The sequence below is a fragment of the Phenylobacterium sp. genome (assembly GCF_041916435.1).
Classification (GTDB): domain Bacteria; phylum Pseudomonadota; class Alphaproteobacteria; order Caulobacterales; family Caulobacteraceae; genus Phenylobacterium.
In genome coordinates this window covers 427711-442641 of the sequence record NZ_JAYRZM010000004.1, presented here as the reverse complement: position 1 = coordinate 442641, position 14931 = coordinate 427711, and the positions used below count along the sequence as shown (strand labels likewise).

15 protein-coding genes are annotated in these 14931 nt (G+C 69.1%); 3 read left to right on the top strand and 12 right to left on the bottom strand.

Annotated elements, in window-relative coordinates; translation table 11 throughout:
* The first annotated feature begins 165 nt into the window (after window positions 1-165).
* Window positions 166-1359: a cation:proton antiporter gene (locus ACE3TA_RS13550; RefSeq protein WP_374574517.1), complete on the top strand. Its 1194-nt coding sequence runs from the start codon at window positions 166-168 to the stop codon at window positions 1357-1359.
* Here ACE3TA_RS13550 and ACE3TA_RS13545 read toward each other — a convergent pair.
* The 7 genes from ACE3TA_RS13545 to ACE3TA_RS13515 are packed head-to-tail and all read right to left on the bottom strand — an operon-like array spanning window position 1356 to window position 7954.
* The gene (locus tag ACE3TA_RS13545) at window positions 1356-2405 is read right to left on the bottom strand and encodes an ABC transporter ATP-binding protein (protein ID WP_374574515.1); all 1050 of its coding nucleotides are present in this window, start codon (window positions 2403-2405) and stop codon (window positions 1356-1358) included. The genes ACE3TA_RS13550 and ACE3TA_RS13545 overlap by 4 nt on opposite strands.
* 2 nt (window positions 2406-2407) lie before the next feature.
* Window positions 2408-3235, bottom strand: coding sequence for a carbohydrate ABC transporter permease (locus ACE3TA_RS13540; RefSeq protein WP_374574513.1), 828 nt, complete (start codon window positions 3233-3235; stop codon window positions 2408-2410).
* Entirely contained in the window at window positions 3232-4158 is a 927-nt protein-coding gene (locus ACE3TA_RS13535; RefSeq protein ID WP_374574511.1) for a carbohydrate ABC transporter permease, read from the bottom strand. Before ACE3TA_RS13535 ends, ACE3TA_RS13540 begins: the two co-directional genes overlap by 4 nt.
* Window positions 4158-5435, bottom strand: a complete 1278-nt coding sequence (locus ACE3TA_RS13530; RefSeq protein ID WP_374574509.1) for an ABC transporter substrate-binding protein — start codon at window positions 5433-5435, stop codon at window positions 4158-4160. Before ACE3TA_RS13530 ends, ACE3TA_RS13535 begins: the two co-directional genes overlap by 1 nt.
* Window positions 5435-6955 (bottom strand): glucosylglycerol-phosphate synthase, encoded by a 1521-nt coding sequence (ggpS, locus tag ACE3TA_RS13525; protein WP_374574507.1) that lies wholly within the window; start codon window positions 6953-6955, stop codon window positions 5435-5437. The genes ACE3TA_RS13530 and ggpS overlap by 1 nt, the downstream gene beginning before the upstream one ends.
* Window positions 6909-7688, bottom strand: coding sequence for an HAD family hydrolase (locus ACE3TA_RS13520; RefSeq protein ID WP_374574505.1), 780 nt, complete (start codon window positions 7686-7688; stop codon window positions 6909-6911). Before ACE3TA_RS13520 ends, ggpS begins: the two co-directional genes overlap by 47 nt.
* Window positions 7685-7954 carry a hypothetical protein gene (locus ACE3TA_RS13515; RefSeq protein WP_374574503.1) on the bottom strand — a complete coding sequence of 90 codons (270 nt, stop codon included), beginning with the start codon at window positions 7952-7954 and terminating at the stop codon, window positions 7685-7687. The genes ACE3TA_RS13520 and ACE3TA_RS13515 overlap by 4 nt, the downstream gene beginning before the upstream one ends.
* Before the next feature lie 412 nt (window positions 7955-8366).
* Between ACE3TA_RS13515 and ACE3TA_RS13510 the strand changes: the two genes are divergently transcribed.
* Entirely contained in the window at window positions 8367-8711 is a 345-nt protein-coding gene (locus ACE3TA_RS13510; protein WP_374574501.1) for a hypothetical protein, read from the top strand.
* A 9-nt stretch (window positions 8712-8720) separates the two neighbouring features.
* On the opposite strand, the gene ACE3TA_RS13505 is transcribed toward ACE3TA_RS13510, so the two are convergent.
* On the bottom strand, window positions 8721-9491 hold the full coding sequence (locus tag ACE3TA_RS13505; protein ID WP_374574499.1) for an SDR family NAD(P)-dependent oxidoreductase: 771 nt from the start codon (window positions 9489-9491) through the stop codon (window positions 8721-8723).
* Between the two features lie 171 nt (window positions 9492-9662).
* Between ACE3TA_RS13505 and ACE3TA_RS13500 the strand changes: the two genes are divergently transcribed.
* Entirely contained in the window at window positions 9663-10166 is a 504-nt protein-coding gene (locus ACE3TA_RS13500; protein WP_374574497.1) for an SRPBCC family protein, read from the top strand.
* A 7-nt stretch (window positions 10167-10173) separates the two neighbouring features.
* Here the strand turns inward: ACE3TA_RS13500 and ACE3TA_RS13495 are convergent, their stop codons facing one another.
* The 4 genes from ACE3TA_RS13495 to ACE3TA_RS13480 form a co-directional block, all read right to left on the bottom strand.
* On the bottom strand, window positions 10174-10752 hold the full coding sequence (locus tag ACE3TA_RS13495; RefSeq protein ID WP_374574495.1) for a TMEM175 family protein: 579 nt from the start codon (window positions 10750-10752) through the stop codon (window positions 10174-10176).
* A gap of 61 nt (window positions 10753-10813) precedes the next feature.
* Window positions 10814-12100, bottom strand: a complete 1287-nt coding sequence (locus tag ACE3TA_RS13490; RefSeq protein WP_374574493.1) for an NAD(P)/FAD-dependent oxidoreductase — start codon at window positions 12098-12100, stop codon at window positions 10814-10816.
* A 10-nt stretch (window positions 12101-12110) separates the two neighbouring features.
* Window positions 12111-13514, bottom strand: a complete 1404-nt coding sequence (locus ACE3TA_RS13485) for a glutamine synthetase family protein (RefSeq protein ID WP_374574491.1) — start codon at window positions 13512-13514, stop codon at window positions 12111-12113.
* A gap of 16 nt (window positions 13515-13530) precedes the next feature.
* The gene (locus ACE3TA_RS13480) at window positions 13531-14919 is read right to left on the bottom strand and encodes an aspartate aminotransferase family protein (protein ID WP_374574489.1); all 1389 of its coding nucleotides are present in this window, start codon (window positions 14917-14919) and stop codon (window positions 13531-13533) included.
* Window positions 14920-14931 lie beyond the last annotated feature (12 nt).

Below are 14931 nucleotides of genomic sequence, written 5' to 3'. Positions count from 1 at the left end.
GATCTAGCGCCTACCACGATGACGGCCGCAAAGGCGAGCGTGACCGCTGGGCGACACACGGGCGCAGATCGGCCGCGGGCGCCTCGCGCGGGGGCTTGGCGGCCTTGCCAGCACCGGGACCGGCCCCCAAGTAGCGAAAGCCCCCTTCCCGACGCCGGAGCCCTGATGCCGCACGCCGACAGCCTGATCCTTATGCTCGTCAGCGGCCTCGTCCTCGCCTTCGTCTTCGGCATGATCGCCAACCGGTTCAAGCTGTCGCCCCTGGTGGGCTACCTGCTGGCCGGGGTGACGGTGGGCCCCTTCACCCCCGGCTATGTCGCCGACACCGAGCTGGCGCCCCAGCTCGCCGAGATCGGCGTGATCCTGCTGATGTTCGGCGTCGGCCTGCACTTCTCGCCGAAGGACCTGATGAAGGTGCGCCACGTGGCCCTGCCCGGCGCCCTGGCCCAGATCGTCCTGGCCACGCTGCTCGGCTGGGGCGTGGGCCGGCTGGTGGGCCTGGGCGACCTCGAGGCCTGGCTGATGGGCTTTTCGCTGTCGATCGCCTCGACCGTGGTGCTGATCCGCGCGCTGGAGGAACGGCGCCAGCTGGCCTCGGACGTCGGGCGCATCGCGGTCGGCTGGCTGATCGTCGAGGACCTGGTGATCGTGGTGGCCCTGGTGCTGCTGCCGCTGCTGCTCGGCCGCACCGGCGCCACGCCGCAAGAGGTCGCCGCCGGGATCGGCCTGACCCTCCTGAAGATCGGGGTCTTCGTCGCCGCGATGCTGGTGGTGGGCGGACGCGTGCTGCCGTGGCTCTTGACCCGCATCGCCCACACCCGCTCGCGCGAGCTGTTCACGCTCGGGGTGCTGGCGATCGCGCTGGGCATCGCCTGGGTGGCCTACAAGGTGTTCGGCGCCTCGTTCGCCCTGGGCGCGTTCGTGGCCGGGCTGGTCGTCAACGGCTCGCCGCTGGGCCACAGCGCCGCTGAGCGGTCGCTGCCGCTGCGGGACGCCTTCGCGGTGCTGTTCTTCGTCTCGGTGGGGATGCTGTTCGACCCGCGCGTGCTGATCGAGCAGCCGCTGACCGTGGCCCTGGTGCTGGCGATCGTGATCGTCGGCAAGTCGCTGGCGGCCCTGGCGATCACGGCGATCTTCAAGCTGGAGCGCGCCGCCAGCCTGACCGTGGCGGCGAGCCTGGCCCAGGTGGGCGAGTTCTCGTTCATCCTGGCCGGGCTGTGTCTGTCGCTGGGCGTGATGAGCCGCCAGACGCACGACCTGATCCTGGCCGCGGCTCTGATCTCGATCACGCTCAATCCGCTGACCTTCATGCTGGCCGACCGCCTGGGCGGGCGGCCGCCGGAGCCGACCGCGGCCTAGCCGATCCGCTTGCCGTCCGGGCCGAAGAGGTGGAGCCGCTCGGGGTCGACGCGCAGCTTGACGGCCGCGTGGCGGGCCGGCTCGGGACCGTCGGCCGGGTGGCGCACCGAGAGCATGGTTCCATCGGCCAGGGCGGCGTGGACGATGCGGGCCTCGCCCAGCTCCTCGACCAGCACGACCTTGGCCGAAAGGCCCTCGTCGGCCAGCGCCAGGTTCTCGGGGCGCACGCCCAGGTCGGCCTGGCCCGCGTAGGCGACGCCCGGCAGCGCCACGCGCTCGCCGCCGGCCAGTTCCGCCGCGCCGTCCTTCACCGTGACCGGCATGATGTTCATCGTCGGCGAGCCCATGAACTCGGCGGCGAAGCGGGTGGCCGGGCGGTGGTAGAGCTCGGTGGGCGCGCCGACCTGCTCGATGCGCCCGGCGTTCAGGAGAACGATGCGGTCGGCCAGGGTCATGGCCTCGAGCTGGTCGTGGGTCACGTAGATCATGGTCGCGGCCAGATCCTCGTGCATGCGGGCGATCTCCAGACGGGTCTGGGCGCGCAGGGCCGCGTCGAGGTTGGACAGCGGCTCGTCGAACAGGAACACCTTGGGATCGCGCACGATGGCCCGGGCGATGGCCACCCGCTGGCGCTGGCCGCCGGAGAGCTCGCGTGGGCGGCGCTTCAGGAGCTGGCCGATCTGCAGCATGTCGGCGGCGCGGCGCACGCGCTCGTCCACCGTCTCCTTGGCGGTCTTGGCCAGGGTCAGGCCGAAGGCGATGTTCCGGTAGACGTCCATGTGCGGATAGAGCGCGTAGGACTGGAACACCATGGACACGCCCCGCTTGGCCGGCGCCAGGCGGGTGACGTCGGCCTCGCCGATGCGGATGGTCCCGGAGCTGGCGTCCTCCAGGCCCGCGATCAGGCGCAGGAGCGTGGACTTGCCGCACCCGGACGGCCCGACGAAGACGACGAATTCGCCGTCCTCGATTTGCAGGTCGATCCCGCGGATCACCTCCGTCTCGCCGAAGCGCTTGACGAGGTTTTCGAGGCTGAGAGCGGCCATGACTATCCCTTGACTGCGCCGGCGGTGAGCCCGGCCACCAGGCGGCGCTGGAAGACCAGCACCAGGGCGATCAGCGGCACGGTGACGATCACCGAGGCCGCCATGATGTTTCCCCAGGGCAGCTCGTGCTCGCTGGCCCCTGTGATCAGGGCGATGGCGACCGGCACGGTGCGCTGGGTGTTGGAAAGCGTGAAGGTGAGCGCGAAGAGGAACTCGTTCCACGCGGCGATGAAGGCCAGAAGGCCCGTGGCCGCGAGGGCGGGGCCAAGCAGCGGCAGGAAGATGCGGGTGACCAGCGTCCAGGGCCCGGCCCCGTCCATGATCGCCGCCTCCTCGATCTCCACCGGCAGGTCGCGCATGAAGGTCGTCAGCACCCAGACCGTGAACGGCAGGGTGAAGATCATGTACGACAGGATCAGCCCGCCCAGGTTGTCGTAGAGGCGGAAGAGGCGGATCACCTCGAAGAGGCCCGAGAGCACCGCCACCTGCGGGAACATCGACACGCCGAGGATCGTGTAGAGCAAGGGGCCGCGCCCGGCGAAGCGCACGCGCCCCAGGGCGAAGGCGGCGGTGACGCCCAGGAGCAGCGAGATCGCCACCACCGAGATCGCCACGACCACGGAGTTCAGGATGTTCCGCGCGAAGGGCTGCTCCTTCCAGATGCGGACATAGTTCACCGGGTCGAAATCAGCCGGCCAGTAGTCCACGCGGAAGATGTCCGAGCCCGACTTCAGCGAGGTCAGGATCGCGTAATAGAAGGGGAACAAGAGGAAGATCAGCAGGACGACGCAGGCGAGCGCCAGCCCCGCGGCGGAGGCGAAGCGTCTCATCGGCGGGCCTCCTGCGCGCCGGGCCGCATGGCCATCATGTAGATCACCGTCATCAGGGCGATGACGAAGAACAGCATGGTCGAGGCGGCCGAGCCGTAGCCCACGTCCTGGAAGTCGACCAGCTCGCGCCGGGCGAAGACCGACAGGGTGATCGTCGCGTCGGTGGTCCCGGTCATGATGTAGACCAGGTCGAACATGCGCATGGCGTCCAGCAGGCGGAAGATCACCGCCACCGCCAGGGCTGGCCGGATCAGCGGCAGGGTGACCTGGAAGAACACCTTCACCGGGTTGACGCCGTCGACCTTGGCGGCCTCGTAGCAGTCCTTGGGCACCATCTGCAGGGCGGCCAGCGCCAGCAGGGCGACGAAGGGCGTGGTCTTCCAGACGTCGACCATGATCACCGAGGCCATGGAGAGCGACGGCTCGGCGAGCCAGGCCACGGGCGTTGAGATCAGCCCCAGCTTCATCAGGGCGTCATTCACCACCCCGAACTGGTCGTTGAGCATCCAGCTCCACATCTTGGCCGAGACCACGGTGGGGATCGCCCAGGGCACCAGCATGGCCGCGCGCATCAGGCCGCGGCCGGGGAAGCTGTGGTTCAGCAGGACGGCGATGGCCAGGCCGAGAATGGTCTCCAGCGTGACCGAGATGGCCGCGAACACCATGGTGTTGCGCAGGGCCGCCAGCCACTCCGGATCGCTGAGCACGCCGTACCAGCGGCCATGGTCGTAGGCCAGGTAGTTGGAGAGCCCCACGAAGCTGTAGCGGCTCATGTCCACCAGGGTGGCGTTGGTCAGCGAGTAGTAGATGGTGCGCCCGAGCGGCCAGGCGGCCACCAGGGCGAGGACGACCAGCATGGGCGCCAGGAAGGTCCAGGCCGCGCGCACGCGCTCGCGCGAGGCTTCGCTCGTCTCTTCGGCCATCACCAGCGCGCCCTGTATTTCAGTCGGTCGAGGTCGGAATTGAGCTCGGCGACGCGCGGCCCGGCCGGATCGCCCGTGAGCACGTCGTGGACGGCGCGCCAGAAGTCGCTGGACAGGCGATTGTAGTGGGGCCCGGCGACGCGGGAGGGGCGCGCCGTGGCGCTCTCCAGCGAAGGCAGGAGCGCGCCGAAGAAGGGATTGGCGGCCAGCACGTCCGGATCGCCGTAGAGCGCCGGGATGGTCGGGTTGTAGGCCGCCTTCACCGCGCGGATCTTCTGCTCCGGCGCGCTGGTGAGGAAGGCGACCAGCGAGGCGGCCTCCGCCGGATGCTTCGAATAGCGCGAGACCGCCAGGTGCCAGCCGCCGAGGGTTCCGGCGTGCTTGCCGCCCGGCCCGCCCTTGGGCAGGGGCACGACGCCGACCTTGCCGCGCACGGGACTGTCCTGCCCCTGCGCGAGCGCCCAGGCGTAGGGCCAGTTGCGCATGAACACCGCATCGCCGGTCTGGAAGACGCCGCGGGCGGCCTCCTCGTCGTAGTTCAGCACGCCGCGCGGGGAAATGGTTCCGACCCAGGAGCCGGCCAGGGACAGCGCCTCGATCGCCCGGGGATTGTCGACGGTGATGTCGCCCTTGGCGTCGACGATGGCGCCGCCGTTGAAGCTGTCGATCCACTCCAGCGCGTTGCAGGTCAGGCCCTCGTAGGCCCGACCCTGGAAGACGTAGCCCCACATGCGCGTGTGGCCCTTGGCCCGCTCGGCGGCCTGGATGGCGCGGGCGATCCTGGTCATCTCCTGCCAGGTCTGCGGCGGCGCGAAGCCGTATTCGGCCAGCAGGTCCTTGCGGTAGTAGAGCACGCCCACGTCGGTCCACCAGGGCATGGCCACCAGCCGGCCGTTCACCGTGTCGTTGCGGATCAGCGAGGCGAAATGGGCCTTGGGCGCGTCGCCGAGATAGGGTCGAAGGTCGATCAGGTGGTCGGCCAGGATGCCGGCCCAGACCACGTCGATCTGCAGCACGTCGAACTCGTCGGTGCGCGAGGCCAGCATCTGCAGGTAGAGCGCCAGCCGGTCGGTGGACGAGTTGGGCGTGGAGACGATGCGGACGCGGTTTCCGGTCTTCTTCTCCCAGCGGTGGACGGCGTCGGTGCAGAGCTGGAGCTCGACGCCCAGCGCCCCGCAGGAGATGGAGATCTCCACCGGCGCCCTGGCCGGCTGGGCGCCGGCCGCCCCCCCGGCAAGGGCGACGACGGCCAGGACCGCGGCGAACCAGCCGCGCATCAGGCCGCGTCCGGGGCCGCGTGGCGGCGGGGCGCGAAGGCGATGTCGCCGAACTGCTCGGCGACTTCGTCGGCCCAGTGGCCCAGGTCGAAATGGCGCACCACCTTGTCCATGGCCTGCATCCTGCGGACGGATTCCTCCGCCGGCATTTTCAGCGCCTCGTCGATCGCCGCGTCCATGGAACGGTTGGAGTAGGGATTGGTGAGCACCGCATCGCCCAGCTCCACCGCGCAGCCGGCGAACTCCGACAGCACCAGGACGCCCGCATGGCCCTGCTTGGCGGCGACGAACTCCTTGGCCACCAGGTTCAGCCCGTCGCGCAGCGGCGTGGTCAGGCAGACGTCTGCGATGCGGTAATGCGCCACCAGCCGCTCGAACGGGATCGCCGCGCCGAACAGCACCACAGGCGTCCAGTCGAGCTTGGAGAAGCGGCCGTTGATGCGCCCGACCGTGGCCTCGATCTCGCGCTGGGTGTCTTCGTAGATGGTCATGGCCGAAGCGGCGCGCACCGAGGTGACCAGCATCTTGACCTTGTCGATCAGGTCGGGCCGGCGCTCGAGCAGGCGCTCGAAGGCCAGCAGGCACTCGATCATGCCCTTGGTGTAGTCGGTGCGCCCGACGGTCATCAGCAGGGTGCGACCGCCGAGCTCGGCCAGAAGCTGTTGCTGCTGCTCGTGACTTTCGTCCGTGGCCAGAATGGAATCGATCAGCTCCGGATTGGCGCCCACCGGCGCGACGCCCAGGCGCACGGCGCGGCCCTCCGCGCGCAGCACGTCGGGGAAGTCCGGCTCCGACAGCGCCATGCCCGAGGTCGAGAAGCCCCCCTCGGCCGGCGCCGTGCTTTCGATCGACGCCCCGCAGAGCGATCGGGCCACGTCGGCGAAGTTCTTGGCGTAGCGCGGGATGTGGAAGCCCACGAGATCGCACTTCAGCAGGCTCTCGATGATCTCGCGCCGCCAGGGCAGCACGTTGAACACGTCGGCCGCCGGGAACGGGGTGTGGTGGAAGAAGGCGATGCGCACGCCGGGCTTCAGCGCGCGCAGATAGGCCGGCACGAGCCAAAGGTTGTAGTCGTGCACCCAGACCAGGCCGTCGTCCTCCACCTGCTCGGCGGCGGCCTCGGCGAACTTGCGGTTCACCTCCCGGAAGGTCTCCCAGTCGACGTTCTCGTACTGATAGAGCCGGGGGAAGGAGTGCAGGATCGGCCACAGCGCCTCCTTGGAGGTGATGTGGTAGAAGCTCTCCACCTCCTCCTTGGTCAGCGGCAGGCGCGAGACGGTGTAGCCGCCGCGCGGATCCTCGACGTGGACGACGCGCTCGAAGTCCACGCCCTTTTCCGGATCGTAGATCTTCCAGGCCACCCAGGCGCCGGCGCCGGGATCGAGCCGGTTGAAGAAGCTCTTCAGCGTCGGGACGATTCCGTTGGGGCTCTTGTGGGTGCGGTAGACGATCTTGCCGCCTTCCAGAACCTCTTCACTGGGCTGCCGATGATAGACGATGACCAGAGACGACTTGCTCATGGATCGGGCCTCCCTTGAACTTGAAGTGGCGGATGGCGTCGGCGATGCCGGCCGCGCCCGGCAGGCGGCTCGAATAGACGTTGCGCATGCGCTCGACGGAGCGCGCGAGCCGGGGCTCGGCGTTGCCCACGGCCACGCCCTTGAAGCCGGTCTGGAACAGCGACAGGTCGTTCATGGTGTCGCCGGCCACCAGCACGGTGTCGCGGTCCACGCCCAGGGACTCCACCAGGCGCGACAGGGTCGGGCCCTTGGAGACGCCGCGGGGCAGCACGTCGAAGAAGCGGTCGGCCGAGAGCAGGCAGTCGAAGCCGGCGGCCTCCACCTTGGCGACGCTCCAGGGCGATAGCTGGGCCGGGTCGTAGTCGTAGCTGAGCCGATGGCGGAACGGGGTGTCCTGCAGCTTCAGGCCCGGCTCGCCGGCCAGCAGGGCCTTCACCCGCTCGCCGGCGTCGTTCCAGGCCATGCGGATCGGCGCCTCGAGCTCGGCCACGGGCTGCAGCGTCTCGCCGTCGAACACCGAGGTGCCGATGTCGCCGACGATGTAGCGCGGGCGCGGCATGCCCGGCGTCTTGATCAGCTCGGCGATGAAATCGATGTCGCGCCCCGTCACGAAGATCAGCGTCACGTCGTCCCGCGCCGACAGATGGCCGTAGAGCGTCCGGCGATGGTCGTCGGTTCCGCCCAGGAAGGTGCCGTCGAGGTCGGTGGCGAGGACGAGGTTGGGGGTCGTCATGCGGAGATGCGCTCCTTTTCCGGCTGGGGCCGGGCTGGGTTGGGAATGCGCGCGCCGTCTTCGAGGCCAGGGGGCGCGGCGCGCAGGTCGGACGTCATGAGGCTGGACATGGCCTCGGCGACGGGCATGCGCGCGCGCCGGCCCGCGCGATGGGCGGTGAGAGCGAACGCGGTTCCCCACGCGCCTGCGCCAATGATGGCGAGGGTTTCGAACGCCGTCGGTCCTACGTCGTTACAAGACCGCGTGGCTGTTCCGTCTTTGAGCACGGTTGGCCTCCGCTGTGGTGTAAGCGACGCTGTGGCCGCTAGCTGATTTCGGGATCTCCCCGGGTTGTCCCCCGCAAGGTCGCGGATGACATAACGGATCGATCAATGCATGTCAAACATTGGTGATACACATTCACAATATTTTTGAGAATACATGTAACGGTCGCGTGAATTTTAATCATCGAATAAATAACGACAACCCATCTTCTTCCACATCAGCGCGACGACTACGACCATCTTGAGATCAAATACACTGAATACGCTATCGCCGAACGAAATCTGATTTGGGCGATCGCTCACGGCTTGAGCTCCGGGCGCCCTGAGGCGGGCGCCTGGCGGCGGCGTGAAGATCCGGTGGAACAGGGTCGCAGGCTTGAGTGTTGTGGGAGTCGAGCCGCGAGGGAGAGCTTCCATGCCGCACCAGAACCCGCAGTCCAGCAAGGCGACCGCGCAGAACGCCGCCACCGAGCCGACGGTCCCCAACGACCAGGCGCGCGAGCAGCACCGCAGCATCCGTCCGGATCCGCGCAGCTACGCCGCGCCGGACGTGGGCGACGCCACGGTGACCGGCCCGGCGGCCGGCGAACTCGGCGACTACGCCGACGAGGGCGAGGCCCTGGGCGATTCGGGCCTGCAGCAGGGCCGCGACCACACGCGCCGTCCAGGCAAGATCGAGGTCGCGCACGGCCAGGGCCGAAAGACCCGCCAGGCCAACGCCCAGATCTTCAAGGGCGGGCTCTACAAGCCCAAGTCCTGAGGCGGCGCGCTATCGGGCGGTGTAACCGCCGTCGATGACCAGCTCCGCGCCGGTGACGAAGCGGGCCTCGTCCGACGCCAGGTAGACCGCGCCCCAGGCGATGTCGTCCGGATCGCCCAGGTGGCCGAGGGGGTGCAAGGCGACGAGCCCCTCGCGGGCCTCGGCGCCGCCGTCCTCCTGCGCGCTCAGGGCGTTCAGCACCATGGGCGTCTGGATGAAGCCGGGATGGATCGAATTCACGCGGATCCGGTCGGGCGCGTAGATCATGGCGTCGGTCTTGGCCATCAGCCGCACCGCGCCCTTGGAGGCGTGATAGGGCGGCGCGTCCGCCGCGCCGACCAGGCCGTAGATCGAGGACAGATGGATGATGCTGCCTCCGCCCGCCGCGCGCAGGTGGGGGATCGCGTGCTTGGTGCAGAAGAAGACGCCCTTGACGTTCACCGCCTGGACGAAATCCCACTCGGCCTCGGTCACCTCGTGGGTCGGCTTGCTGGCGCCGGATACGCCGGCGTTGTTCACCAGGACGTCGAGGCGGCCGAAGGCGGCGGCGACCTCGCCGATCACGCGCTCGACCTCGACCTCGGAGGTCACGTCGCAGCGCCAAAAGCGGGCGCTGAGCCCGCGCCCTGTCAGATCGGCGGCCAGGGCCTCGCCCTCGGCCACGAGCATGTCGAGCACGGCCACCGAAGCGCCCTCCTCGGCCATGCGGACCGCCGTCGCCCGGCCGATGCCCAGCGCCGCGCCGGTGATGATCGCCACCTTGCCCTTCAAGCGGTCCATGACGGGTCTCCCTTCTCGTTTGGAGCCAGCAACCCGCGCCGGCGCCCGCTGTCAATGCGCCGGGCGAGCTTGCGTCCCGGGCGTGGGGCGTGGATTGACTTCGATCAACGCCCGGCGGCGCCTTGCGGTGACTGACTTGCGCCGAACGCATGTACATGACGGGAGGCGAAAATGGACGAGACGGGCGAAGAGCTGGACCTGGGCGTGCTGACCAAGGGCGACGGCTTCACCGAGGGGCGGCTGACCCGCGTGTTCGACCATTCGCCGGCCAAGGTCTGGACCGCGCTGACCGATCCGGCCCGGATCGTCGAATGGCTGGCGCCCGGCGAGATCGCCGATCGCGTGGGCGGGCCGGCCAAGCTGAACTTCGTCGACAGCGGCATCGTCATCGACAGCCAGGTCACCGCCTACGAGACGCCGCGGCTTCTGGAATATTCCTGGAGCGGGCCGGGCGAGCCGCTGCGGCCGCTGCGCTGGGAGGTGGAGCCGGAGGGCGACGGCTCGCGCCTGACGCTGACCCTGCGCGTTCCCGAGGGCGAGGACGCCGCGCGAAGCTGCGCCGGCTGGGAGGCGCACCTGGAGATGCTGGCCGCCGCGCTCGAAGGCGTGCCGATCAAGTTCCCCTTCGAGCGGTTCAAGACCACCCGCGAAGCCTACAAGGCGATGCTGGCCTGAGCCGGGCTCAGGAGATGTTCAGCACACGCTCGATGCGCCGGTCCGGGACCAGCCAGACCGTCGCCACGGCGATGTAGAGCGCCAGGGACAGCAGCGGAAGAAAGAAGGCCGCCGCGATGCCCAGCGCGTAGGCGATCAGGGACGCCTTGCCCTTGATGTCGCTGCCGAACGCCTTGGCCAGCGCCGAGTCCGGGCCTTCGTGGCGCACCAGGAGCGAGGACAGGATCGACCAGGCCATGGCGCTGAGGAACAGCACCGCGCCGTACAGGGCCACCGGCGCGGTGGAGAGCGGATGTTCGCCCATCCAGGCGGTGGCGAACGGGATCAGCGACAGCCAGAAGAGCAGGTGCAGGTTGGCCCAGAGAATCGGCCCGGTGACCGTGTTGACCACGTGCAGCATGTGGTGGTGATTGGACCAGTATATGCCCAGGTAGATGAAGCTGAGCACGTAGGCGAGGAAGGCCGGAAGGACCGAACGCAGCTCGGCGAGGTCGGCCATGTGCGGCGGCCGCAGCTCCAGCACCATGATGGTGATGATGATGGCGATGACGCCATCGCTGAAAGCCTCGACCCGTCCCCGGTCCATGTTCACGCTCCGCTCTGCGCCAAGTCCCAAGGTGGCCTGACAGGGACGACTCGCGCAACGCCTATGGCAGGCGATCGCGCAGGGCGTACCAGCTCATGCCCGCCACCAGCGACGGCCAGCGCAGAAGCCGCCCGCCCGGGAACGGCGGGATGGCGACGCGCCGCATCAGGTCGAAGCCCTCGGTCTGGCCGAGCGCGGCCAGCCCCAAGAGCCGGCCGCACCAGGGCGCCATGACCACGCCCTGACCCGAGAAGCCGCTGATGGCGCGCACGCCGGGCGCCAGCTCGGCGGCGAAGGGCATGCGGTTCATGGTGATGCCCAGGGTGCCGCCCCAGGCGTGGGTGATACGGGCGTCGTGCAGGCGCGGATAGACCCGAAGCATCCGCTTGCGGACGAAGTCGGCCAAGTTCCTGGGGAACCAGGGGCTGTAGTTCTCGCCGCCGCCGAACAGGAGCCGGCCGTCCGGCGTCTTCCTGAAGTAGTTCACCACGAAGCGGGTGTCGGCGACGGCGGCGTTGGAGCGGATGATCAGGTCGGCGTCGGCGCCCAGGGGCTCGGTGGTCAGGATGAAGTTGTTGATCGGCATGACCCGCGCCTCCAGGCGGTGGGACAGGCCGTCGCCATAGCCGTTGGCCGCCAGGATGAGCTGGTCGCAGGTCACCCGGCCCTGCGCCGTTTCGACGACGACCCGGCCGGAGACGCGCCGCCAGGAAAGCACCGGCGAGCCTTCGCAGATCGCCGCGCCCTCGGCGATGGCGGCGCGGGCCAGGCCGAACGCCAGGTTCAGCGGGTGGACGTGGCCGCCGCCCCGGTCGACCACCCCGCCGAAATAGACGTCGGTCCCCAGTTCGGCCGTGAGCGCCTCGCGGCCGATCGGCTCCAGGTGCTCGTAGCCGTAGCGGTCGCGCAGATGGGCGATGTGGGCGAGGTTTTCCGCCTCCATCCCCGGGCGATGATCCGCATGGATCAGGCCCATCGTCAGGTCGCAGTCGATGGCCCGCTCGGCGATCGTCTTCAGCAGATGCAGGCGCGCGTTCTCGGCCAGGCGCCAGAGGGCCTGGGCGGCCTCCTGCCCCACCGCCTTCTCCAGCCAGGGCTGGTCCTGGCGTTGGCCCACGTGGATCTGGCCGCCGTTGCGCCCGGAGGCGCCGGAGCCGACCTGGGCGGCCTCCAGCACGATGACCCGCGCGCCACGCTCGGCGAGCGCCAGGGCCGCGCCCAGGCCGGTGTAGCCGGCGCCCACCACGCAGACGTCGGCGTCGGCCTCGCCCTCGAGCGGCGGCAGGGCGGGGAACGGCCGGGCCGTGTCGACGTACCACGACCCCGCCGGATGGCCGGTGTTGCGCACGGCCCGCGCCCTACACGTTCAGCAGCAGGAACTCGCGCTCCCAGGGGCTGATGGTGCGCATGAAGGTCTCGTACTCGGTCTGCTTCACGCGGCCGAAGGCGGCCACGAAGTTGGAGCCCAGGAGCTCGGCCAGCGGCTCGCAGTCCTCGAACATCACCACCGATTCCAGGAGGCTGCGCGGCAGGGAGATGCCGGTCTGGTTGGCGTCGTGGTCATAGGGCTCGGTGGGCGTGAGCGACTCGGCGATCCCCAGGTAGCCCGCCGCCAGCGAGGCGGCGATGGCCAGGTAGGGATTGGCGTCCGAGGACGGAATGCGGTTCTCCACCCGCCGGTTCTCCGGCCCGGACGGCGGCACGCGCAGGCCGCAGGTGCGGTTGTCGTGTCCCCACTGGGTGTTCACCGGCGCGCCGGAATCTCGGGCGATGCGGCGGTAGGAATTCACGTAGGGCGCCAGGATCGCCATGATCACCGGCAGGTACTTCTGCAGGCCGGCGATGAAGGAGAAGAACATCGGCGAGGCCGCGCCGGTCTCCGGGTCGGAGAACAGGTTCCGGCCCGTCTCCGTGTCGACGATCGACTGGTGGATGTGCATGGCCGAGCCGGGCTCGGCGGCCATCGGCTTGGCCATGAAGGTGGCGTAGATGTCGTGCTCCATCGCCGCCTCGCGGATGGTGCGCTTGAACATGAACACCTGGTCGGCCAGCTCCAGGGCGTCGCCGTGGCGCAGGTTGATCTCCATCTGCGCCACGCCGCTCTCGTGGATCAGGGTGTCGATCTCCAGGCCCTGGCGCTCGGAGTATTCGTACATGTCCTCGAAGAGCGCATCGAACTCGTTCACCGCCGAGATCGAATAGCCTTGGCGGCCGGTCTCGGGCCGGCCCGAGCGGCCGGTCGGCGGCTTCAGGGGATAGTCCGGGTCGATGTTCTTCTCGACGAGGTAGAACTCCATCTCCGGGGCGACCACCGGCCGCCAGCCCTTGGCCTCATAGGCGGTGACCACCCGGCGCAGCACCTGGCGCGGGCTTTCGCCCACCGGCCGGCCGTCCGGATGGAAGGCGTCGTGGATCACCTGGGCCGTCGGATCGCTGGCCCAGGGCACCACCGCCAGGGTGGCGAAGTCCGGGTGGAGGAACACGTCGGTGTCCGACTGAACCGCCCCGACCAAGCCCTCGAAGTCCGGGAAATCGCCGGTGATGGTCTGGTAGAACACCGCCAGCGGCAGGTTCATCGAGGGCGTGGCCAGGAACTTCCGGACCGGCATGATCTTGCCCCGGGCCACGCCGGCCAAGTCGGGGATCATGCACTCGATCTCCTCGATCCCCTGGCGGCGGCACCATTCGGCGGCCTCGGCGATGTCGGCCACGCCGCGCTTGTCGGAGGGACCGGGCTTGGCCTTCTTTTCCTTGTACTTCATGGCTGGGCTCCCGCCCCTATAGAGCTCTCAGGATCGGCTCGGCTTCGTCGAGCGAGCGCCGGATCGTGTCCACCAGGCGGTCGATCTCGGCGTGGGTGATCACCAGGGGCGGGCAGCAGACGATGGTGTCGCGGATGCCGCGCACCATCAGGCCGTTCTTGATGCACAGGTCGCGCACGATCGGCCCGGCGGTCCCCTCCTCACCCTTGAAGCGCTTGTTGCTTCCCTTCTCGGCGACGATCTCGACCCCGCCGAGCAGGCCCACGGAGCGGGCCTCGCCCACCAGCGGATGATCGGCCAGGCGCTCGGCGAAGGCCTCGGCCAGATAGGGGCCGGTGTCCTCGCGGGTGCGCTCGATCAGGCCCTCGCGCTCCATGATCTCGATGTTCTTCAGCGCCACGGCCGCGCAGGTGGGGTGGCCCGAGTAGGTGAAGCCGTGGACGAAGTCGCCGCCCTTTTCCCTCAGCTCACGGACGATGTGGTCGGCCACGCCCACCGCCGAGATCGGCAGGTAGCCGCTGGACAGGCCCTTGGCCATGGGCACGAGGTCCGGGGTGACGCCGTAGTACTGATGGCCGAACCATTGGCCGAGGCGGCCGAAGCCGGTGATGACCTCGTCGCAGACCAGCAGGATCCCGTATTTGCGGCAGATCTCCTGGACCTTGGGCCAGTAGCCCGGCGGCGGGATCACGACGCCGCCGGCGCCCTGCACCGGCTCGCCGATGAAGGCGGCCACGTTCTCCGGGCCGACCTCCAGGATCTTGTCCTCGATCGCCTGGGCCGCGCGGGCGGCGAAGGCGGCCTTGTCCTCGCCGAAACCCTCGCCGAACCAGTAGGGCTGCATGACGTGCTCGACCCCGGGAACCGGCAGGTCGCCCTGGACATGCATGTGCTTCATCCCGCCCAGGCTGACGCCGGCGACGGTGGAGCCGTGATAGGCGTTCCAGCGGCTGATGAAGACCTTGCGCTGCGGCTCGCCCTTGAGCTTCCAGTAGTGGCGCACCAGGCGGAAGACCGTGTCGTTGGCCTCCGAGCCGGAGGAGTTGAAGAAGACGTGGGTGAGATGGCCGCCCAGCTTCTCGGCGATCTTGGCGGCCAGCTTCACCGTGGGCGGCGTCGCGGTCTTGAAGAAGGTGTTGTAGTAGGGCAGCTCCAGCATCTGCTCGTAGGCCGCCTCGGCCAGCTCGGTGCGCCCGTAGCCGACGTTGACGCACCAGAGCCCGGCCATGCCGTCGAGGATCGCATTGCCCTCACCGTCATAGATGGTCGAGCCCTCGGCCCGGGTGATGATGCGGCTGCCGCCCATCTCGGCGATCACCTTGTGATCGGCCTGGGCCGGCAGGTGGTGCGCCACGTCCAGGCGCTTCAGTTCTGCGATGTCGTAGTTGCGGATGGGGGCGGACACAGTCGTCACCTT

What these genes read in the sequence shown, in the direction of transcription:
- ACE3TA_RS13550 (WP_374574517.1), top strand. Translation starts at nt 166, where the DNA reads ATGCCGCACGCCGACAGCCTGATCCTTATGCTCGTCAGCGGCCTCGTC.
- ACE3TA_RS13545 (WP_374574515.1), bottom strand. Translation starts at nt 2,405, where the DNA reads ATGGCCGCTCTCAGCCTCGAAAACCTCGTCAAGCGCTTCGGCGAGACG.
- ACE3TA_RS13540 (WP_374574513.1), bottom strand. Translation starts at nt 3,235, where the DNA reads ATGAGACGCTTCGCCTCCGCCGCGGGGCTGGCGCTCGCCTGCGTCGTC.
- ACE3TA_RS13535 (WP_374574511.1), bottom strand. Translation starts at nt 4,158, where the DNA reads ATGGCCGAAGAGACGAGCGAAGCCTCGCGCGAGCGCGTGCGCGCGGCC.
- ACE3TA_RS13530 (WP_374574509.1), bottom strand. Translation starts at nt 5,435, where the DNA reads ATGCGCGGCTGGTTCGCCGCGGTCCTGGCCGTCGTCGCCCTTGCCGGG.
- ggpS (WP_374574507.1), bottom strand. Translation starts at nt 6,955, where the DNA reads ATGAGCAAGTCGTCTCTGGTCATCGTCTATCATCGGCAGCCCAGTGAA.
- ACE3TA_RS13520 (WP_374574505.1), bottom strand. Translation starts at nt 7,688, where the DNA reads ATGACGACCCCCAACCTCGTCCTCGCCACCGACCTCGACGGCACCTTC.
- ACE3TA_RS13510 (WP_374574501.1), top strand. Translation starts at nt 8,367, where the DNA reads ATGCCGCACCAGAACCCGCAGTCCAGCAAGGCGACCGCGCAGAACGCC.
- ACE3TA_RS13505 (WP_374574499.1), bottom strand. Translation starts at nt 9,491, where the DNA reads ATGGACCGCTTGAAGGGCAAGGTGGCGATCATCACCGGCGCGGCGCTG.
- ACE3TA_RS13500 (WP_374574497.1), top strand. Translation starts at nt 9,663, where the DNA reads ATGGACGAGACGGGCGAAGAGCTGGACCTGGGCGTGCTGACCAAGGGC.
- ACE3TA_RS13495 (WP_374574495.1), bottom strand. Translation starts at nt 10,752, where the DNA reads ATGGACCGGGGACGGGTCGAGGCTTTCAGCGATGGCGTCATCGCCATC.
- ACE3TA_RS13485 (WP_374574491.1), bottom strand. Translation starts at nt 13,514, where the DNA reads ATGAAGTACAAGGAAAAGAAGGCCAAGCCCGGTCCCTCCGACAAGCGC.